The following is a 19,963-nucleotide window of genomic DNA, read 5'->3' as shown; positions in this document are numbered from 1 at the left end:
GTTTGCTAAAATTTTGTCAAAGCTTTAGTAGACTTATTTTAGTTTCTTACACTGTATTTCGTTCAATAAACCTGATATAAGCGGAAATACTTTTTTGAAGCCAATTTAGTCATCCGATGAATATATAACTGCTGCATATATTCATCGGATGACTATCGCTAAACCCAAAAAAGATTGCAGCGGTTAGCAGGACTATCGAAACCGATTAGCACTGAAACTGCTTTTCAAATAAAAAAATATCGGTTAGTGATTTACCAACCGATATTTTTATTTATTACAGAAAACACCCCGCCTTTCAGGCACCCCTCTAGAAGAGGGGAATTGTGGTAGAATTACTTCTTAGCAATTCTGTATAATTTACCTCCATCAGTTACGGCATACAAAGCACCGTCTTTACCTGTAACTAAATCACGGAAACGTTCGCCTTCATCTGCCAGTAATCTTTCTTCGCCTACTACTTTATTTGCTTTTAAAACCAATCTAATGATATGAGAACCACTTAAAGCGGCAACAAATAAATTGCCTTTCCATTCGCTTAGGTTACCAGTATAAAAAGCAATGCTTCCAGGAGAAATAACAGGATTCCAATAGTAAACTGGCTGCTCGTAACCATCTTTTTGTTGGATGGCATCGCCTATTTTTGCGCCACTATATTCTACGCCATAAGTAATGATTGGCCATCCATAGTTTTTACCTGGTTTAATTAAGTTAATCTCATCTCCACCTTTAGGGCCAAATTCTGCTTCCCATAGTTCGCCTGTTTGAGGGTCAATTGCCAAGCCATCTGGATTGCGATGACCTAAAGAATATATCTCTGGTCTTGCTCCTTCTTTAGTAACAAAAGGACCGCCTGCAACAGCTTTACCATCTGGAGTTAAATGAAGGATTTTACCCAAAGAAGAGTTCAAATACTGTGCATGCACTCTAATTTCTCTATCAGAACGTTCGCCCGTACTTACAAATAGGTTTCCATTTTTGTCAAATACTATCCTCGAACCATATTGCAGTCGGCCAGTATGAGCTGGGGTTGCCCTGTAAATAACTGTTTGATTTTCGATAGCAGTTTCATTAGCTGATAGTTTTCCTTTTGCTATAGCTAGCAATATGCCTTTGCTTTGCGGTTCTGAATATGCCCAATAGACCATCCTGCTTTTTGCAAAATCGGGCGCTAAGGTTACGTCTAATAATCCACCTTGACCTGAGTCATCTACTTTTGGAAGTTCAGTAATGGTTTTAGACAAGCTTCCATTTGCAGCTAAAATAACCATTGTACCTCCTTTTTGAGTGATAAGGAATCGACCATCGGGCATTACTGAAATAGCCCAAGGATTTTCTAATTTCTTATTAATAACAGTTGTAGCATAAGGGGTGGTTGTTTTAATTCCCTTAATCCGAGTTTGACCAGCAAAAGCAGGTTTGTAATCTGCAGTTGGCCTGTTAGTTTCTACAGGATTTTGAGCCGAAACGTTTGTTTCATTTACGCAACTCAACAAAAAACTTGCTGCAAGTAGATTGAATAGTTGAAGATTAAAAGCTTTCATAATTTGGGATAATTTATTTGCTTAAGGTTCGTGGAGACACGAACCTTGGCTTCATTTAGTTTCCTTGGTTTGTGTCTCCACGAACCAATAAATTGATCTGTTTATTAAAAGAACAAAAAAATAAGGACAATAAAAAATCCAAACCTGTAAACTAGATTTGGATAATAAATATGTTACTTTAAACTTCCAAGAAGCGCATTATCACCGTAAAGCGTCATATATGGATAATCTACCTTCTATCGCATTACGATTGCCAGACGCCTGTCCCGATTTTGATTCGGGAAGCTGGCAATGACGCACACATTTGAGTTTTTTCAAATTAATGAAACAAAAAATCCGAACTCAATGATGAATTCGGATTTATATATGATTACCTTATTTTTCAGCAATGAGATTGCTTCGTTCCTCGCAATGACGAAGGTTTATAATTGTTTATCTAACTTACCAGCTAACACTGATTTTGGAACAGCACCAACTTGTTTATCTACAACTTCGCCATTTTTAAAGAACAATAATGCTGGAATATTGCGGATACCAAATTGAGTTGAAATTTGTGGATTGTTGTCAACGTTTACTTTTCCTACTAATGCTTTTCCTTCGTATTCTTTTCCAATCTCATCAACAATAGGACCTACCATGCGACATGGACCACACCATTCTGCCCAAAAATCTACCAATACTGGTTTATCTGATTTTAATACAAGCTCCTCGAAGTTTGCATCTGTTATTTCTAAAGCCATAACTTTTTATTTTAATTTATATACAAATATATTATCAATTGTAATGCCATCAATGGCTTGCTGTCAATTTGACAATTTTACAACTTATTAGTGATTCGTCATATCGACCGCAGCGCAGCGAGGAGATATCTATTCGGCAAAACCTAACGTCAAGTGTCTAACAACAGATTTCTCAATCGCGAAGGGCTCATTTCGAAATGACGGCAATGAACTAATTCAGCTTATAATTCACAACATTCAACTTTGTTAATTGTTCTAAAAATTGATTGTTTGGATTTATTTTTAACGACTTAGAGGGCAGTTCTAGCTTTAAGTTTTGTTCTCTATCATAAACTTCGAAATTAAGCTTACAATTATGTTGTTCGCTATTCTCCTTGTTTTCCTCTAAAAGGATATCAATCTTAGCCATTAGCTCATCATTGATAGCGTCAATTGGTACTTGAATCGTGATACATTTCGTCAGTTTATCTCTTAATTCTGCCAATAAGTCTATCGAAGTAACCTTAAATTCCCAATCTCCTTCTTTCCTGAAACGTTCTCCTACCCTGCCTCTAATCTGCAAGAAATAACCTTCCGTTAAAAACTGCTTAAACTTCAAGAAATCATCCCCAAACAAAGCAATCTCACAACTATCATCGTAATCTTCAAAAACGAAAATCCCGAATGGTTTACCTGTTTTTGTAATTCGTTGAGTAGCCAAAACAACCAATCCGCCAACAACTAAATCCCTATTTTTTAGACTTTCAAATTCTGCTAAAATCTCTTCGTTGGTATCGCCGCTCCTTATCTTATTAACGATAGACAAATGTTTAACCGAATGCTGACAATAGTGATTCAATTCAAAACGATAATCATCTAACGGATGTCCTGATAAGAAAATTCCAATGGCATCTTTTTCGTATTTCAAACGGTCTATCAATCCCCATTCTGGAGACACAGGAAAAGTTGGTTCTAAAATTAAATCTGCTTTTGACCCACCAAATAATGATGATTGCGATGAATTCTGGTTATTCTGAAAATCGTTGGCATATTTAATTAGCTTTTCAATTCCGTTCATTTTATCGTTGGCACCGATGTAAAAATATTGAGCTCTATGAAATCCAAATGCATCAAAAGCACCGCTGTAAACAAAACTCTCGTAAGCCTTTTTATTAACGATACGTGTGTTTGAACGTTTTGCAAATTCGAAAACAGTGGTATATGGACCATTTTCTACTCTTTCTTCAATGATACTTTCTACCGCTTTTTCTCCCACACCTTTTACTGCCGACATACCGAAGCGAACCTCGCCTTTGGCATTTACAGAGAATTTCAAATCAGATTCGTTTACATCCGGACCTAAAACAGTAACACCCATTTGCCTACATTCTTCCATAAAAAAGGCCACTTGCTTAATATCGCTCATGTTATTGGAAAGTACAGCAGCCATATATTCTGCTGGATAATTTGCCTTTAAGTAAGCAGTTTGATAGGCAATCCAAGCGTAACAAGTAGAGTGAGATTTATTGAAAGCATATTCTGCGAAAGCTTCCCAATCTTTCCAAATCTTCTCTAAAACTTGTGCATCATGACCTTTTGCTGCCGCTTGTGAAATAAATTTGGGCTTCATTTTATCCAACACGTCACGTTGTTTTTTACCCATTGCCTTACGCAAAACATCGGCTTCACCTTTAGTAAAATCTGCCAATTTTTGCGACAAAAGCATTACCTGCTCTTGGTAAACTGTAATTCCGTAAGTTTCTTTCAACAGCTCTTCGCAAGCTTCTAAATCGTATTTAATTTCTTCCTCACCGTTTTTACGTTTAACGAAACTTGGGATATAGGCAATCGGCCCTGGACGGTATAAAGCGTTCATCGCAATTAAATCTCCAAAAACAGTTGGTTTTAGCTCCTTCATGTATTTCTGCATACCAGCACTCTCGTACTGGAAAATGCCGACTGTTTCACCACGCTGAAAGAGCTCGTAAGTTTTTACATCGTCTATCGGAAAAGCATCCGGGTCTAGATCGATATCGTGTCTTTTTTTAACGAGTTTAACCGTGTCTTTTATAAGGGTTAAGGTTTTTAACCCCAAGAAGTCCATCTTTAACAAACCAGCGCTTTCTACAACCGAGTTGTCAAATTGGGTAACATATAAATCTGAATCTTTTGCAGTAGCTACTGGAACGAAATTGGTAATGTCATCCGGTGTAATGATAACTCCACAAGCGTGGATACCTGTATTTCTTAATGAACCTTCTAAAATAATAGCCTGCTCAATGGTTTCTGCACTTAAATTTTTGGCTGCCGCCAATGCCTTTAACTCAATTATCTTTTCATATTCATCTGGTCGCAAGGCTGCTTTTAAAGCTTTTTCATCCAAGTTAAATATCTTAGCTAACTTCATGTTAGGAATCAGCTTTGCGATTTTATCTGCTTCAAAAAGTGGTAAATCTAAAACCCTTGCCGTATCACGGATGGATGACTTTGCTGCCATTGTACCATAAGTGATGATTTGCGCCACTTGGCTAGAACCATACTTATCGATTACATATTCCATTACACGACCACGACCTTCATCGTCAAAGTCAATATCAATATCGGGCATGGAAACACGGTCTGGGTTAAGGAAACGCTCAAATAGCAAATCGTATTTTAAAGGGTCTATGTTGGTAATCCACAAACAATAGGCAACTACAGAACCAGCTGCCGAACCACGACCAGGGCCAACGGAAACATCTCGTCTACGAGCTTCGGCAATAAAGTCTTGTACAATTAAGAAATAACCAGGGTAACCAGTTTTCTCAATTGTTGCCAACTCAAAATCTAAACGCTCAATGATAACTTCAGTTAGCTCACCATATCTTTTTTTAGCACCTTCATAAGTAAGGTGTCTTAAAAATTTATTCTCACCTCGTTTTCCGCCATCAGCATTATCTTCTTCAACTAAAAACTCTTCTGGAATACCAAATTTAGGCAAGAGTACTTCACGAGCCAATTCATAAGCCTCTACCTTATCTGCAATTTCTTGGGTGCTTAAAATCGCCTGTGGCACATCGGTAAAGAGCTTTTTCATTTCTTCGGCAGATTTGAAATAATACTCTTGGTTTGGCAAACCATATCGATAACCTCTTCCCCTACCTATAGGAGTAGCTTGTTTCTCCGCATCCTTTACACACAGCAAAATATCATGTGCATTAGCATCTTTTTTATTGATGTAATAAGTATTGTTGGTTGCCACTAATTTAACCTCGTGCTTGTTAGCCATCGCAATTAAATCAGTGTTTACACGGTCTTCATTTTCCTGACCGTGACGCATGATTTCTACATAAAAATCATCGCCAAATTGTTCCTTCCAATAAAGTAAAGCTTCTTCTGCTTGTTTTTCACCTAAGTTTAACAACTTGCTGGCCACCTCTCCGTATAAGTTCCCAGAAAGTACAATGATATCGCTTTTATACTGCTCTATTACTTTTCTATCTATCCTAGGCACATAATAAAAGCCTTTGGTGTAAGCGATAGATGACATTTTTGCCAAATTATGGTAACCAGTTTTATTTTTGGCTAACAATACAACCTGGTAACCATCATCCTTGCGTTTTTTATCTAGGTGGTCATCACAAACGAAAAATTCCACACCAATAATTGGCTTTACCACTTGCATGACAGGCTCTTCGCCTTTTTCTAAAGCTTCAGCATTTTTAGCTTTGGCTTCTTTGTTATGCTTGCTCACATTACTCACAAAGTGGAAGGCGCCCATCATATTTGCGTGGTCGGTAAGTGCTACTGCTGGCATTTTTTGAGCTGCCGCAGCTTTTACCAAATCTGGTACGCTGATGGTAGATTGTAAAACAGAAAATTGGGTATGGTTATGCAAATGCACAAAATTTGCATTCGCTAGTTCTTCTTTATTATCTGCTAATGTTTGTTTAGATATTCCACCAGTTTCTGCACCTTGCGAACGTTTTCTAATCTCATCCGATGCAGCTTTTAGGTTGATGTGCTGTAAACCAATCGAACTGATTGGATTAGCATTAACTTCTTTAAAACGTAAGAAATAATCAGTGTCAACTAATAGCTCCTCTTTCTTGAAAACTTCTTTTTTAATCAACTCTAAAAAGCAACGAGTTGTAGCTTCCACATCGGCAGTTGCGTTGTGCGCTTCAGAAAATGGAACGCCAAAAAGGTATTGATGCAGCTCCGTTAAAGTTGGCAATTTAAAACGACCACCTCTACCACCAGGAATCTTTAATAAGTCGGCTGTAACTTCTGTACAAGTATCTAAAACTGGCATACTTGCCATCGGACTTTCAACGCCTAAACGATGAAACTCACAGCCCATGATGTTCACATCGAAGCCTACATTCTGACCAACAACAAATTTCGATTTACTTAAGGCAATATCAAATTTCTCTAAAACTTCCGCGAGTTCAATTCCTTGCTCTTGCGCTAGTTCTGTAGAAATTCCGTGGATTCGCTCTGCATCATAAGGAATGTTAAAACCTTCTGGCTTAACTAAATAATCTTGATGCTCTACCAAATTACCCATTTCATCATGTAACTGCCAAGCTATTTGAATGCAACGTGGCCAATTATCCGTATCGGTAATGGGCGCATTAAAATTACGTGGCAAACCAGTAGTCTCGGTATCAAAAATCAGGTACATAGTGGGAATTATCGTGGAGTTCAAAAATAGAGTTTTTTGAGGGTGGTTGTGTCAGTAAATTATCAACAATCCAACAAAAAATGGAAGAGGTAAAAGGTAGAAGAGAAGATGTGTGGATAAGGAAAAACATTAGATTGTTAAATTGTTAGATTGCTTAATTGTTGAAGAGTTTGAAAAGCAAATACAGTAGCTTTTAGGAAAGATTAGCCCTGCTTTTTGGTACAAGTCCCGATGAAAAATCGGGAGCTTTCCCCTTCAATCAGGTTTAGAGAAAATAATTTCTGCAACTATTTAGAGTAGCCACCAAATTAAGTCGATATTTGTGTTGAGCAATATCATTTTATGAAAATCCCTACGATACACGGCTTTATTGATAGAAGAATACTAATAAATTATACTGTAGACCCTGATATCATTACAAAGATTATCCCAGCACCTTTTAGGCCAAAAATTTATAAAGGCAAAGCAATTGTGGGTATCTGCCTTATTCGATTAAAAGATATAAAACCCAAAGGATTACCGAATTTCATAGGTGTTTCATCAGAAAATGGCGCACACAGAATTGCGGTTGAGTGGGATGAAGGTGATGAAGTTAAAGAAGGTGTATTTATACCAAGAAGAGATACATCATTAAGGCTTAACAGCGTAATTGGCGGAAAATTTTTTCCTGGTAAACATTACTTAGCGAAATTTAATGTCGTTGAAGAACACAACAATTATCACATCGATTTTATAAGTTCAGACAATACCAAAATCAATATAGATGCTGTGGAAACTAGTCATTTCGATAGCAATTCTATTTTTGAAACATTAGAAAATGTTTCTGACTTTTTTGAAAAAGGTTCTATTGGTTATTCACCCAATGGTAAAAAATTTGATGGCTTAAAGCTAAATGCATACAGCTGGAAAATAAGACCATTAACTGTTAGTAATGTGCAATCTACTTTCTTTGAAAACGAAGATATTTTCCCAAAAGGAGCAGTAAAATTTGACAATGCACTATTAATGACAAAAATTGAACACGAATGGAAAAGTGTAGCGGAGAAATGATTTTGCCTGCCAAACCGAGAACTCCCAACTGTTAACTGAACTAATGTTCTTGACTAACCAAACTCCCCGTATCATAACCAATCTTCCTGCATCTTTCAATAATATCTCTTAAAAGTTCAGGTTCTATTTTTGGTTCACGAGCCATGATAAATAAGTACTTTTCTTCTGGGTGACCAACAACCACATAACTATAATCATCTGCTAATTCTATAACCCAATAACCAATTTTAAAAGGCCATAAAAACTGTGCTTTCATATCGCCATCTGGCTTATGTTCATCGAAGAATAATTTTGAAGTAATTGTTTTTTGTTCTGCTTTACCTTCCTTGTGATAGGTAGTTAAAACATCATAGTGGTCATCATCAACCAACGTATAAGTTTCGGTAGTTTGTTTCCAGTTTTTATCCAATAATGTTGGAATAGAATAAAGAGAATACCATTTGCCAGCGAAAGCTTTATGGTCTATAATATTTACAGGTTGATTTTCCATATTGATGACGATTTATATTTTAACCAATTTAGAGGGAAAAGGTTTTAATGAGTTGTTTTATTAGGCTTAATGAATGGTTTTGTGCACAAGCTTTTGTTTCTAGCCCCGATTGATGTGGAAATACTTTTTTGACGAGCAAAGCGAGTATTACAAAAAAGATTGGAACGAAAGTGGGACTGACAATAATTATTGCATTGCAATTGCGCTTCTAACAAAAAAATGTCTTAATTCACTTTATGTAAATTATTTATCATAAGCTTATTAAATTTCATAAAGCATTTGGGTAAACTAATGCAATTCTATATCTTGGGCATCGAAAAACAGTTTTCAACCAAATTCCAAAATATAACCAAATGAAAATAACGGTAGTAGGTGCAGGAGCCGTAGGAGCAACTTGCGCAGATAACATCGCCAGAAAAGAATTAGCAGAAGAATTAGTATTGCTTGATATTAAAGAAGGTTTTGCCGAAGGTAAAGCGATTGATATGATGCAAACTGCTACGTTGCTAGGTTTCGACACTAAAATCAAAGGAGTTACGAATGACTATAGTCAAACTGCAGGTTCTACCGTAGCGGTAATCACTTCAGGCTTACCTCGTAAACCAGGGATGACTCGTGAAGAGTTAATTGGAATTAATGCTGGAATTGTAAAAGGTGTAGCAGAAAATATCTTAAAATATTCTCCAGATGCAATCATTATCGTGATTAGCAATCCGATGGATACAATGACTTATTTGGCATTGAAATCTTTAGGCTTACCTAAAAACAGAATTATTGGAATGGGCGGAACTTTAGATAGTGCTCGTTTTAAATATTATTTAAGTGTAGCGTTAAACTGTAACTCTAACGACTTACAAGGATTTGTAATTGGCGGTCATGGTGATACTACGATGATTCCTTTAACTCGTTATGCAACTTACCAAAGTTTACCTGTTAGCGAATTATTGGATGAGGCTACTTTAGCAAAAGTTGCTGCAGATACAATGGTTGGCGGTGCTACATTAACTGGCTTATTAGGCACTTCTGCTTGGTATGCGCCAGGTGCTGCAGGTGCTGCTTTAGTTGAAGCAATTGTTCGTGATGAAAAGAAATTATTTACTTGTTGCGTGGCGCTAGAAGGCGAATACGGACAAAGTGATATTTGTTTAGGTGTTCCTGTAATCGTTGGAAAAAACGGTTGGGAAAAAATCATCGACTATAAATTAAACGAAGAAGAACAAGCTTCGTTTAACAAAAGTGCTGATGCAGTGCGCAACATGAATAGCGTTTTGGCAGAAATGAAATTAGTTTAAATCCATAATTTGTCATGCTGAGCCTGCGGAGCATCTCTAAGTTATTTTACTTTTGAGATTCTTCCTTCGTCAGAATGACAATTCTATAAAATAAATGAGGACAATCACTGTTCCCTTAACCTTAATTAATTTACAAGACGACGGTTTCCACCTTTTGGTGGAAATTGTTGTTTTTGGAGAAACCTTGTTCGCTGTATTAGATACTGGCGCATCTCGCTCTGTTTTTGATAAGGGTTTTATGGAGCATCACATCCAAGAACTTTTGGAAAGCCAAGAAACCCAAGCCGCCACAATTTTCAGCACATCAACAACTTTACAGGGTGTAATTCCAAAACTTAAAATAGGTGGATTAATCTTAAAACAATATGATGCCGTAGCATTAGATTTGCAAGGCGTAAGCGATACCTATATACAAATGGGACATCCATCAATTGCAGGAATAATTGGCGGAGATATCTTGATGAAGTTTAATGCTAAAATCGACTACCAGAAAAAACTATTAAGATTGTATAAGTAATTCCTATTGTTAAATTGCACAATTGCTAAATTGTTGAATCGCTAAACATAGCACTCTAAATGACCATCTACAAAAAGTTTCTCTTCCTAATCTTAATTTCCGCTTCGATAAATTCAACTGCACAGCAGATTAAAATTATAGAAAAACCGATCATATTTGATGCAACTCGAACTCAGTTATCTTTAGATTATTTAAAGAGAAGGCACAATTTGGTTCAAAAAACACCAACAATTATACCTTCCATGATTGTTTTGCATTGGACCGCTTCTAAAACGATGATGGGAACTTATAATGCTTTTAACAAATCTATCCTACCAAGTTCACGTAAAGCCATTGCCAACGCAAGTAGCCTAAATGTATCTTCACATTATTTGGTAGATAGAGATGGTTCAATTTATCAGTTATTGCCTGATACAACTTTTGCTCGCCACGTTATTGGCCTAAATTACTGCGCCATTGGAATTGAAAACGTGGGGAGCGATAATTACCCTTTAACAAAAGCTCAGCTTTTTGCTAATGAAAAATTGGTTCGTTATCTAGCTGCTAAGTATAAAATCCAATACTTAATTGGACATTACGAACATACTTTATTTAAAAACACTTCGCTTTGGAGAGAAACCGATCCATATTATCACTCAGGTAAAATAGACCCCGGAAAAACTTTCATGAATAATATTAGGGAAGAGTTACAAGATTTAAATTTAAAAGGCCCTCCATCACGAGTTAAATAATACTTGTATTCTTTATTTGTTTATGATTATCTTTAGTTAAACCAAAACAAATTAATCATGAAATTTTTAAAAGTATTAGGAATTATTATTGTCGTGTTGGCAGTAATTATTTTAGTTGGCGGAATGTTCTTGCCTAAAACCTACACTGTAAGTCGTAGTGCAGTAATAAATGCGCCAGACAGTGTGATTTATAAAAACATTGCGGATTACAATGAATTTTTAAAATGGAATCCCTGGTCTAAAATGGAACCAACCGCCACAACCAAAATTAGTGGTCCAGTTGCGCAACCAGAGCATTTATACGAATGGGAAGGAAAAGAAACTGGGCAAGGTTACATGAAAACCAAAAGTGTTGAACCTTATAAAATGGTTGACATTGAACTGAAATTCATTAAACCTTTTGAGAGTTTAGCAGATACCCGTTTTGATATTGTTCCAGAAGGTACTGGCAATAAAGTTACTTGGACAATGAGCGGAGAAAATAATTTAATGGGTAAATGGATGGGTGTTTTTATGAGTATGGATAAAATGATTGGAAAAGACTTTGAAGATGGCTTAAAATTCTTGAAAGAAAAATCTGAAACAGGAAAATAATTAAGAATTTTAATTAATTCTAGGCCTTGTTAAGAAATTAGCAAGGCTTTTTTATTGACTTTTTGCAATTATTAAAACTAAAATGTCCTATTTGTGTTAAAAAACGATCTATATTTTATGAAATAACGTATATCATTTTAATTTTTACCATTTTTTTGAATATTTGCGACGATGAATTTATTGTTAGTAGAAGATGAACCTAATGTTGTTTCTGTAATTACTCGTGGTTTAACCGAAGAAGGGTTTAATGTGAGTGTTGCTCCAGATGGTTTGATTGGCGAAAAAATGGCAATATCAAATCATTTCGACTTGATTATTTTAGATATCATGCTACCTGGCATTAATGGTTTAGAACTTTGTAAAATCATTAAAAAAGAAAAACCTACTACGCCAATAATTATGCTTACTGCACTAGGCACAACCGAAAACGTGGTTAATGGTTTAGATAATGGTGCTGATGATTACCTCATCAAACCTTTTAAATTCGCTGAGCTTTTTGCCCGTATCAGAATGTTGTTAAGGCGATACAATGGAGCTATCGCTAACGACCAAATCATAAATATTTCAGATCTGCAAATCAACCTATCTGCTAAAACTGTAAAAAGAGCAAATACAGAATTAACATTAACGGCAACAGAGTATAGACTATTAGAATTTATGGCGAAGAATAAATCTAAAATCTTATCTCGTATAGATATTTTAGAAAATGTTTGGGACATAGATTTTAACCTTGGCACTAACGTAGTTGATGTTTATGTAAATTATCTCCGCAAAAAAGTTGACAAAACTGGTTCTCAAAAATTAATTCATACCGCTATTGGGCTTGGTTATGTTCTAAAAGATGCATAATGAGTATTGCTAAGAAAATTACACTGCTTTTTGCTATCCTATCGGCCATAATAATTTCGTTATTAAGTGGCTTTGTTTGGTATTTTTCTAACGAATTTGCTTTCGAAGATTTCTATAAAAGGCTAGAAGCAAGAGTTAACATCACTGCAGAAATTAGACTATCTGAAAATAAAACAAACGATGTTTATGCAAAGGTTCGTAATCAATATTTAGAGCGATTACCAGATGAAAGAGAATTTGTAATAGATAAAACAGATCTTGATAAAAACACCATCGATTCAGATTTGCCCAAAAGCTTTTTTAACACCATTAATTTTGGAAAAGTTGCTAGGCATAGAAAAGAAAACCAGTTTTATGCAGGTAAATCCTTTATCAGCAATAATAAAACTTACATTATTATTGTTTCTGCCAAAGACCCAGTAGGCTTTAGAGAATTAAAAGATTTACAAAAAACCTTAATTGCGGGCTTCTTTTTATCAGTCGCACTCTCATTTATAGTTGGCTGGAAATTTTCTAATTATATGCTTAATCCTTTAAGAAGTATAATTAAAAGCGTTAAAAAAATAAAGGCCGAAAACTTACATTTAAGGTTAGATGTAAAACAGGGAACCGATGAAATGTCTCAACTTGCACAGACATTTAACAACATGTTAAACAGGTTAGAAACTGCTTTCGAAACTCAAAATAATTTTATCAGTAATGCATCACACGAGTTAAGAACACCATTAACCATAATTAGTGGAGAGGTAGAATTGGCAATGAGGACTGAAACCGACATTAAAAAACAACAAAAAGCACTAACTAAAATAAAAGATGAGGCCGAAAGATTAGAGCATATTTTAACCAGTTTACTAGGCTTGGCTCAATCTGGTTTTAATGGAAAAAATCAGCCTTGGGAACAAGTAAGGGTAGATGAATTGATTTGGGAAGTGCAACAAACCGTTAATCAAGTACACCCAGAAAGCAAAATTGAAATAGATTTTAGCCAACTACCCGAAGACGAGAACTTAATTACCCTAAAAGCGAACAAAAACCTGCTTAAACTTGCTTTAACAAACATTGTTAGCAATGCTTGCAAATATTCTAACAACAAAACTGTTTTTATAACGCTCCTCAGTAAACTTAATGTAATATCCATTGCAGTTAAAGACCAAGGCATTGGAATTCCGCAAGGCGATGTACAACACGTTTTCGAACCATTTTATAGAGCATCAAACACCTCAGAATTTAAGGGCTATGGTGTTGGCTTGCCTTTATCTTTAAATATTATCCGTTTGCATAGAGGTAGTATTGGCGTTAGTTCGCAAGAACAAATAGGTACAGAAATTAAAGTTTTGTTGCCGCTTAAGTAGTCTTAGCATTTTTTTAAATTCTAATCTCATTCTAATCTCCTTCTTATTTCGCTATAATATCATAGCCCTAAACTTGTATTAATTATTTAATCAATCATTAAAAAACAAGAAAAGCTATGAAAACTATTTTAATACCAACAGACTTTAATACAGAGAGCGTAAAAATTATTGATGCTTTGGTTTTAACAAACAAACCACAAAACATAGGCATAATTTTCATGCATGCTTTTGGGCTATCAGATTCAATCACAGATATGTTAATGTTAAGTCGCAGAAGCAGGGATTACGAAAACATAAGCAACGACTTTTACACACAGCTAGAGATTTACAGGCAGAAATACCCAAACCACATTAAATTTATTGGCATAGAGTACTTTTATGGGAATACTGTAGCAGCATTTAAAAACTTTATAGATGGTGTTAATGCAGATTTTATCGCCTACCCTAAAGATTACAATTTCGAAAAAATAAACAAATACAGCATCGACGCAAAAACTTTAACCAAACGTTGCGGTTGCGAGGTAGTTGAATTAGACGTAAATGAATTCTCAAAAGAAGAAAAATTATTCGACACCAAGATGCCTCAAGAAAACATCCAAGTTTTAAGTGCTTAATTATAAACCCTTATTCATTTTATCATGCTATTACGAAATAACATTCCCCTCACTTATATTTTTGGAAAAATCAAAAAAGAGCTATTTTTTGTAATTGCTTATTCATTAGGTATTGTAGTTCTTTATGAGAATTTCCATGTAACCCGAATTTCTATTCCACTTGCTGTACCAGCTTTACTTGGTACTGTAATTTCCTTACTATTGGCATTTAGGTCTAACCAAGCTTATGACAGATGGTGGGAAGCCAGAATAATTTGGGGCGCCATTGTTAACGATTCTAGAACAATATCTCGACAAATTTTATCATTTGTAGAAAACCCTTATGATTTAGATGAAGTGGAAAAATTTAAACACCGCTTTATTAAACGACAAATTGCGTGGTGTAACGCCTTAAGTCAATCTTTACGCGGCTTTAGTTCTCATAAAGGTTTAGAACGCTACCTTGATAAAAATGAACTGGCATTTGTTAAAAACCAGCGAAATGTGATGGTAGCTTTATTAGAATTACATGCAATGGACCTTAAAAAAGCTTTAAATGAAGGCTGGATTAATAAATACCAACAAATAGAAATTGACAAAACGATAACTGCGCTTTGTAACCACATGGGTGGGTCTGAACGTATTAAAAACACCATATTCCCAGTTACTTATAGCAAGTATATCAACATGTCTATCCATCTATTTATCGTGTTGTTACCTTTTGGTTTAATTGAATACTTTGGCTACATGGAAGTGCCATTGGTTATCGCACTTGCAGCATTCTTTTTGCTAGTAGAGAAAATGGCTGTTCATTTACAAGACCCTTTTGAAAATAAACCTACAGATACACCTACTACAACCATTTGTAGAAATATAGAAAAAGACTTGTGCCAAATGTTAGATGACAACAAATTATTTGAAGATATGCCACATGTAGAAAAAGCAAGCATTGGGTCTTATTACATACTCTAAATATTAAATAACCAAGTATCTAGCCTCTTTCAACATCATTTTGGAAGGGGCTTTTTTTAGTTCTGTACTTAATATGGATTTGCTACAGTAATAATTTGAAGCGCAAATTCCTCGCTAAAATTAAAGTTAGTCCTGCTTTTCGTTAAATCTTTTTTGAGCTTCGCCATGGCTCAGCTTCACAAAAAAGGATAACACTACAATCAGGGCTGTAAACTAAAGCTTGTGCAAGTAAGACCCCTCATAGCTGCACAACCCTTGCACTATAAACCTGATTGGCGGGGAAAGCTTTTTGTCATCCTGAGCGTAGTCGAAGGACAAAAAGCTTGTACCAAAAAGCAGGACTGGATTTACCGAAGAATTACCACCCTTCATTTTCAAAATTAAAAACCCTCCAAGAATTAACTTGAAGGGTCTATATTTAAGTCCCCTTTAGGGGATTTAGGGTTTAAGCATCAATCTTAGCATATTTCGCGTTACGCTCAATAAACTCTCTACGTGGTGCAACTTCATCGCCCATTAACATAGAGAAAGTATGGTCGCATTCTGCTGCATTTTCTATTGTTGCTTTTAATAAGGTACGTCTAGCTGGATCAAGAGTGGTATCCCACAATTGTTCTGCGTTCATCTCACCCAAACCTTTGTAACGCTGAATGTGAACACTTTCTTCTTTACCAGCACCTTTTAAACGTTGCACCGCAGCATCACGCTGAACATCATTCCAGCAGTATTCAAACTCTTTACCTTTTTTAACTTGGTAAAGTGGTGGCGCAGCAATATAAACATAACCAGCTTCGATTAGCGCTTTCATGTAACGGAAGAAGAATGTTAAAATCAACGTGGTAATGTGCGACCCGTCGATATCAGCATCTGTCATGATTACAATTTTGTGGTAACGAAGTTTAGTGATATTTAAAGCTTTATCATCTTCAGGCGTTCCGATACTTACACCCAAAGCGGTAAACATATTTTTAATCTCGTCGTTTTCGTAGATTTTATGTTCCATTGCTTTTTCCACGTTCAGGATTTTTCCTTTTAATGGTAAAATAGCTTGGAAATTACGATCACGACCTTGTTTAGCAGTTCCACCTGCGGAATCTCCCTCTACAAGATATAATTCACATTTTTCTGGATCACTATCAGAACAATCGGCAAGTTTTCCTGGCAAACCAGAACCGCCCATTACACTTTTACGTTGAACCATTTCACGAGCCTTACGAGCTGCTGCTCTAGCCGTTGCCGCCAAAATAACCTTGTTAACGATCATTCTAGCTTCTTTTGGATATTCTTCTAAGTAAATACCCAAAGCCTCACCTACTGCAATATCTACAGCACCCATTACCTCGCTATTACCTAGTTTAGTTTTGGTCTGACCTTCAAATTGTGGTTCTTGAACTTTTACAGAAACTACTGCCGTTAAGCCTTCTCTAAAATCGTCTCCAGTTATTTCGAATTTAACATTCTTAAGCAAGCCTGATTTCTCAGCATAAGCCTTTAAAGTACGTGTTAAACCACGTCTAAAACCAGCAATGTGTGTTCCACCTTCGTGCGTATTAATGTTGTTTACATAAGAGTGAACATTTTCTGAGTAGCTATCATTGTACTGCATCGCTAACTCTACAGGAATACCATTTTTAATTCCCTCAACATAAATTGGCTCAGGAATTAGCGATGGACGAGTTCCGTCTAAAAACTGAACAAATTCCTTTAATCCACCTTCAGACTTGAACACTTCGGTTAAGAAAGTACCATCAGCCAATGTTTCACGCTCATCAACCAATGTTAGGCTAATACCTTTATTTAGGAATGATAATTCACGTAAACGAGATGCCAATGTATCAAAACGATACTCAGTAGTTTGCGTAAAAATGGTTGCATCTGGACTAAAGGTCACAATTGTACCACGTTTTTCAGTAGTTCCAATTTGCTTAACGTCGTACAAAGGTTTACCAATGTTGTATTCTTGCACCCATATTTCGCCTTCACGATGAACTTCGGCTCTCAAGTGCGTCGATAATGCGTTAACACAACTTACCCCAACACCATGCAAACCACCAGAAACTTTATAGGTGTCTTTATCAAATTTACCACCAGCGTGTAAAACCGTCATTACGATTTCTAGTGCTGATTTATTTTCTTTCTTATTTATTCCGGTTGGAATACCGCGACCATTATCTTCTACCCTAATCGAATTATCTTTAAGAATATTTACATAAATGGTATCTGCGTGACCAGCCAATGCCTCATCTATCGAGTTATCTACAACTTCATAAACTAGGTGGTGCAAACCTTTAATTCCGGTATCACCGATATACATCGAAGGACGCTTACGAACAGCCTCTAAACCTTCTAAAACCTGTATATTATCGGCTCCATAATTTGAGTTTGGATCTTTTTCTTCGCTCATAATTTTATTTAATACATAAAGAATCAAAAATAACCATTTTTTACCACTTAAGGCACATTGTGGATAACTATTTGAGTGTTGAAATCATCTGTTTTTTGATTAAAAAACACCTATTTTTAGGATACTCGGTTTTGATTTTTATATTTGCTAAAATTTAATAAAACATAATGAAGATAACTACATTAAAAGTAAGCAGTTTAGCTACTGCAATAGCAATAGTTTCGGTACTGTCTGCTTGTGGAAATAAGGATGCAAAAACTGATGCAACGGCTGCAAAAACAACTAGCGCAACTGTTGCTGCTGATGAGAAAATCGTTTACGTTAACTCTGACTCATTGTTAACCAAATACGAATATGCTAAAGACATTAAAGCTAAAATGGAAACTAAAGGTAAAGCTGCAGAAGCTGATTTAGCTGCTAAAGGCCAAGCTTTTCAGCGTGAGGTACAAGCATATCAAGCACAAGCTAATACTTTACCAGCCGACCAAAGAGCTGCAACTGAGCAAAGATTACAACGTAAAGACCAAGAGTTAAAAGCTTATCAGCAAAATGCTGGTGCTGCTTTACAAAACGAAAATGCTAAAGAACAAGAAGCACTTTACAACAAAATTGCTGATTACTTAAAAACATATTCAAAATCAAAAGGTTATAAAATGGTGTTAACTTACTCAAAAGGTAATAGTGCTATTTTATTTGCTGATGAAACTTTAGATGTAACTTCTCCAGTACTTGTTGGCTTAAATGAAGCTTATTTAAAAGACAAAAAATAAGTCGCTAGTTAGCTGTAAAAATTGAAAATATTAAATGCCCCGAACAATCGGGGCATTTTTTTTGTCTTTTAAATTAGGGCAGCAAGTAAAAGAGAACCCATCAACTATTTATTTGTAATAATTTTAAAAAATATAGTCTAAAAAATGACGCAATGATTTTGAACAACTTACAATTATGAGCAATTACGAAGAACAAATAAAGCTAGAACTACAATTTTGGGAATTGGAATTGATGAAAAAGCCATCTCTTCTCGGAAATTTAGCCACAAAGGTTCAAACCAAAATCAACAGCTACATCCCAACAAAAGTTCATAAAGCAATTACAGCGGCTATAAAACAAATGGTTAAAGCTGTGTTATTTGGATCTACATACACTACTTCGGCAATGCCGGATAGAGAAATGAGTTTATTATACAGAGAATCTTTGGTTAAATCAAAAATCGACAGCTATAGTAAAACTGGAGCTGCAGAAGGCGGAATAACTGGCGCAGGTGGTTTTTTAATGAGCATGGCCGATTTTCCAATATTAATTGGTATCAAAATAAAAATGCTTTTCGAAATCGCAGCGCTGTATGGCTTTGACGTTAAAGATTATCGCGAAAGATTGTATATTCTTCATATCTTTCAATTGGCCTTTTCTAGCAAAATAGGTACTCAGAATGTTTATAAACAAATGCAGAATTGGGATCAAAAGCTAATTGTATTACCAGAAAGTGCAGATCAATTTGATTGGCAAACTTTTCAACAAGAATATAGAGACTATATAGATTTAGCAAAAATGGCACAGTTACTTCCAATTGTGGGTGCTGCCGTTGGGGCTGTAGCTAATTACCAATTGATACAGAAGCTAGGCAAAACGGCGATGATGGCCTACAGAAAGAGGTTGATAGCTAATGGTTAATTGCCAAGTGAATTATATTACGAACCCAATCAATGGTCTATTGACTATTAACCATCAGCCAAATGAACCAATGAACTAATGACACTAGTAAGCTACCCTTCTTCATACAGCCCACCAATCAAATCGTCAGTTTCTCTTCTATCTTTTTTAGTTGGCCTACCTGTTCCCCTATCTCGTTTTAAACTTGGCGCATGAAACATAGATTTGTAAGCATGGGTTTCTTCCACAGGGGTGATATCTTTATACTTTGTTACTGCTATTTTTGCCTCAACTCTGTTGTATAATAGTTCTACTACCTCTATTACTTTTTTCTCTATTCCCTTAGAAACTTGATACACTTCTCCAACTTTCACAATAGCTGAAGGCTTTAAATTTTGACCATTAAATTTTACCCGACCAGCTTTGCATGCATCAGTCGCCAAACTTCTGGTTTTAAACAATCTTATTGCCCAGAGATATTTATCTATCCTTAATTTCTCTTTTTCAGTCATAAAAATCAAAAATACAACGCTCAATAGATAA

General features: G+C 35.7%; 17 protein-coding genes. 11 read left to right on the top strand and 6 right to left on the bottom strand.

Annotated features, from left to right (window positions below; all coding sequences use genetic code 11):
* Nucleotides 1-332 precede the first annotated feature (332 nt).
* The 3 genes from R2Q59_RS20095 to dnaE all read right to left on the bottom strand — a co-directional run bounded on the left by R2Q59_RS20095 (nucleotide 333) and on the right by dnaE (nucleotide 6,926).
* Nucleotides 333-1,541, bottom strand: coding sequence for a PQQ-dependent sugar dehydrogenase (locus R2Q59_RS20095; protein WP_316787203.1), 1,209 nt, complete (start codon nucleotides 1,539-1,541; stop codon nucleotides 333-335).
* 422 nt (nucleotides 1,542-1,963) lie between these two features.
* Nucleotides 1,964-2,281 carry a thioredoxin gene (gene trxA / locus R2Q59_RS20090; protein ID WP_131555611.1) on the bottom strand — a complete coding sequence of 106 codons (318 nt, stop codon included), beginning with the start codon at nucleotides 2,279-2,281 and terminating at the stop codon, nucleotides 1,964-1,966.
* A 211-nt stretch (nucleotides 2,282-2,492) separates the two neighbouring features.
* Nucleotides 2,493-6,926 carry a DNA polymerase III subunit alpha gene (dnaE, locus tag R2Q59_RS20085; RefSeq protein WP_316787330.1) on the bottom strand — a complete coding sequence of 1,478 codons (4,434 nt, stop codon included), beginning with the start codon at nucleotides 6,924-6,926 and terminating at the stop codon, nucleotides 2,493-2,495.
* Nucleotides 6,927-7,268: 342 nt separating this feature from the next.
* Here dnaE and R2Q59_RS20080 point away from each other — a divergent pair, with 342 nt between their 5' ends.
* Nucleotides 7,269-7,976, top strand: coding sequence for a DUF2071 domain-containing protein (locus R2Q59_RS20080; RefSeq protein ID WP_316787202.1), 708 nt, complete (start codon nucleotides 7,269-7,271; stop codon nucleotides 7,974-7,976).
* A gap of 40 nt (nucleotides 7,977-8,016) precedes the next feature.
* Here the strand turns inward: R2Q59_RS20080 and R2Q59_RS20075 are convergent, their stop codons facing one another.
* Entirely contained in the window at nucleotides 8,017-8,466 is a 450-nt protein-coding gene (locus R2Q59_RS20075) for a lipocalin family protein (protein WP_316772263.1), read from the bottom strand.
* A 353-nt stretch (nucleotides 8,467-8,819) separates the two neighbouring features.
* On the opposite strand from R2Q59_RS20075, the gene mdh reads away from it, so the two are divergent.
* From mdh to R2Q59_RS20035, 8 genes are all read left to right on the top strand, one after another.
* A complete protein-coding gene (gene mdh / locus R2Q59_RS20070) occupies nucleotides 8,820-9,758 on the top strand; it encodes a malate dehydrogenase (protein ID WP_316772261.1) in 939 nt (312 codons plus the stop codon).
* Nucleotides 9,759-9,852: 94 nt separating this feature from the next.
* Nucleotides 9,853-10,275: an aspartyl protease family protein gene (locus R2Q59_RS20065; RefSeq protein ID WP_316787201.1), complete on the top strand. Its 423-nt coding sequence runs from the start codon at nucleotides 9,853-9,855 to the stop codon at nucleotides 10,273-10,275.
* Between the two features lie 59 nt (nucleotides 10,276-10,334).
* Entirely contained in the window at nucleotides 10,335-11,006 is a 672-nt protein-coding gene (locus tag R2Q59_RS20060; protein ID WP_316787199.1) for a peptidoglycan recognition family protein, read from the top strand.
* Nucleotides 11,007-11,063: 57 nt separating this feature from the next.
* Nucleotides 11,064-11,600 (top strand): SRPBCC family protein, encoded by a 537-nt coding sequence (locus R2Q59_RS20055; RefSeq protein ID WP_316787197.1) that lies wholly within the window; start codon nucleotides 11,064-11,066, stop codon nucleotides 11,598-11,600.
* A 171-nt stretch (nucleotides 11,601-11,771) separates the two neighbouring features.
* On the top strand, nucleotides 11,772-12,449 hold the full coding sequence (locus R2Q59_RS20050; protein WP_316772250.1) for a response regulator transcription factor: 678 nt from the start codon (nucleotides 11,772-11,774) through the stop codon (nucleotides 12,447-12,449).
* Entirely contained in the window at nucleotides 12,449-13,801 is a 1,353-nt protein-coding gene (locus R2Q59_RS20045) for a HAMP domain-containing sensor histidine kinase (RefSeq protein ID WP_316787195.1), read from the top strand. The genes R2Q59_RS20050 and R2Q59_RS20045 overlap by 1 nt, the downstream gene beginning before the upstream one ends.
* A gap of 116 nt (nucleotides 13,802-13,917) precedes the next feature.
* Complete coding sequence (locus R2Q59_RS20040; protein WP_316772244.1) at nucleotides 13,918-14,415, top strand: hypothetical protein; 498 nt, start codon at nucleotides 13,918-13,920, stop codon at nucleotides 14,413-14,415.
* 24 nt (nucleotides 14,416-14,439) lie between these two features.
* Nucleotides 14,440-15,366, top strand: coding sequence for a bestrophin family protein (locus R2Q59_RS20035; RefSeq protein ID WP_316772241.1), 927 nt, complete (start codon nucleotides 14,440-14,442; stop codon nucleotides 15,364-15,366).
* Nucleotides 15,367-15,811: 445 nt separating this feature from the next.
* Here the strand turns inward: R2Q59_RS20035 and gyrB are convergent, their stop codons facing one another.
* The gene (gene gyrB / locus R2Q59_RS20030; RefSeq protein WP_316787193.1) at nucleotides 15,812-17,770 is read right to left on the bottom strand and encodes a DNA topoisomerase (ATP-hydrolyzing) subunit B; all 1,959 of its coding nucleotides are present in this window, start codon (nucleotides 17,768-17,770) and stop codon (nucleotides 15,812-15,814) included.
* Between the two features lie 167 nt (nucleotides 17,771-17,937).
* On the opposite strand from gyrB, the gene R2Q59_RS20025 reads away from it, so the two are divergent.
* Together R2Q59_RS20025 and R2Q59_RS20020 are read left to right on the top strand one after the other, a co-directional pair.
* Nucleotides 17,938-18,540, top strand: coding sequence for an OmpH family outer membrane protein (locus R2Q59_RS20025; protein WP_316772235.1), 603 nt, complete (start codon nucleotides 17,938-17,940; stop codon nucleotides 18,538-18,540).
* A 175-nt stretch (nucleotides 18,541-18,715) separates the two neighbouring features.
* A complete protein-coding gene (locus tag R2Q59_RS20020; RefSeq protein WP_316787192.1) occupies nucleotides 18,716-19,441 on the top strand; it encodes an EcsC family protein in 726 nt (241 codons plus the stop codon).
* A 92-nt stretch (nucleotides 19,442-19,533) separates the two neighbouring features.
* Here R2Q59_RS20020 and R2Q59_RS20015 read toward each other — a convergent pair whose 3' ends face one another.
* Nucleotides 19,534-19,932, bottom strand: a complete 399-nt coding sequence (locus R2Q59_RS20015) for an RNA-binding S4 domain-containing protein (protein WP_316787329.1) — start codon at nucleotides 19,930-19,932, stop codon at nucleotides 19,534-19,536.
* Between the last annotated feature and the right edge of the window lie 31 nt (nucleotides 19,933-19,963).

It is taken from the genome of Pedobacter frigiditerrae, assembly GCF_032678705.1.
Classification (GTDB): domain Bacteria; phylum Bacteroidota; class Bacteroidia; order Sphingobacteriales; family Sphingobacteriaceae; genus Pedobacter; species Pedobacter frigiditerrae_A.
This window is presented reverse-complemented; position numbering and strand designations above follow the sequence as displayed.

What these genes read in the sequence shown, in the direction of transcription:
- R2Q59_RS20095 (WP_316787203.1), bottom strand. Translation starts at nt 1,541, where the DNA reads ATGAAAGCTTTTAATCTTCAACTATTCAATCTACTTGCAGCAAGTTTT.
- trxA (WP_131555611.1), bottom strand. Translation starts at nt 2,281, where the DNA reads ATGGCTTTAGAAATAACAGATGCAAACTTCGAGGAGCTTGTATTAAAA.
- dnaE (WP_316787330.1), bottom strand. Translation starts at nt 6,926, where the DNA reads ATGTACCTGATTTTTGATACCGAGACTACTGGTTTGCCACGTAATTTT.
- R2Q59_RS20080 (WP_316787202.1), top strand. Translation starts at nt 7,269, where the DNA reads ATGAAAATCCCTACGATACACGGCTTTATTGATAGAAGAATACTAATA.
- R2Q59_RS20075 (WP_316772263.1), bottom strand. Translation starts at nt 8,466, where the DNA reads ATGGAAAATCAACCTGTAAATATTATAGACCATAAAGCTTTCGCTGGC.
- mdh (WP_316772261.1), top strand. Translation starts at nt 8,820, where the DNA reads ATGAAAATAACGGTAGTAGGTGCAGGAGCCGTAGGAGCAACTTGCGCA.
- R2Q59_RS20065 (WP_316787201.1), top strand. Translation starts at nt 9,853, where the DNA reads ATGAGGACAATCACTGTTCCCTTAACCTTAATTAATTTACAAGACGAC.
- R2Q59_RS20060 (WP_316787199.1), top strand. Translation starts at nt 10,335, where the DNA reads ATGACCATCTACAAAAAGTTTCTCTTCCTAATCTTAATTTCCGCTTCG.
- R2Q59_RS20055 (WP_316787197.1), top strand. Translation starts at nt 11,064, where the DNA reads ATGAAATTTTTAAAAGTATTAGGAATTATTATTGTCGTGTTGGCAGTA.
- R2Q59_RS20050 (WP_316772250.1), top strand. Translation starts at nt 11,772, where the DNA reads ATGAATTTATTGTTAGTAGAAGATGAACCTAATGTTGTTTCTGTAATT.
- R2Q59_RS20045 (WP_316787195.1), top strand. Translation starts at nt 12,449, where the DNA reads ATGAGTATTGCTAAGAAAATTACACTGCTTTTTGCTATCCTATCGGCC.
- R2Q59_RS20040 (WP_316772244.1), top strand. Translation starts at nt 13,918, where the DNA reads ATGAAAACTATTTTAATACCAACAGACTTTAATACAGAGAGCGTAAAA.
- R2Q59_RS20035 (WP_316772241.1), top strand. Translation starts at nt 14,440, where the DNA reads ATGCTATTACGAAATAACATTCCCCTCACTTATATTTTTGGAAAAATC.
- gyrB (WP_316787193.1), bottom strand. Translation starts at nt 17,770, where the DNA reads ATGAGCGAAGAAAAAGATCCAAACTCAAATTATGGAGCCGATAATATA.
- R2Q59_RS20025 (WP_316772235.1), top strand. Translation starts at nt 17,938, where the DNA reads ATGAAGATAACTACATTAAAAGTAAGCAGTTTAGCTACTGCAATAGCA.
- R2Q59_RS20020 (WP_316787192.1), top strand. Translation starts at nt 18,716, where the DNA reads ATGAGCAATTACGAAGAACAAATAAAGCTAGAACTACAATTTTGGGAA.
- R2Q59_RS20015 (WP_316787329.1), bottom strand. Translation starts at nt 19,932, where the DNA reads ATGACTGAAAAAGAGAAATTAAGGATAGATAAATATCTCTGGGCAATA.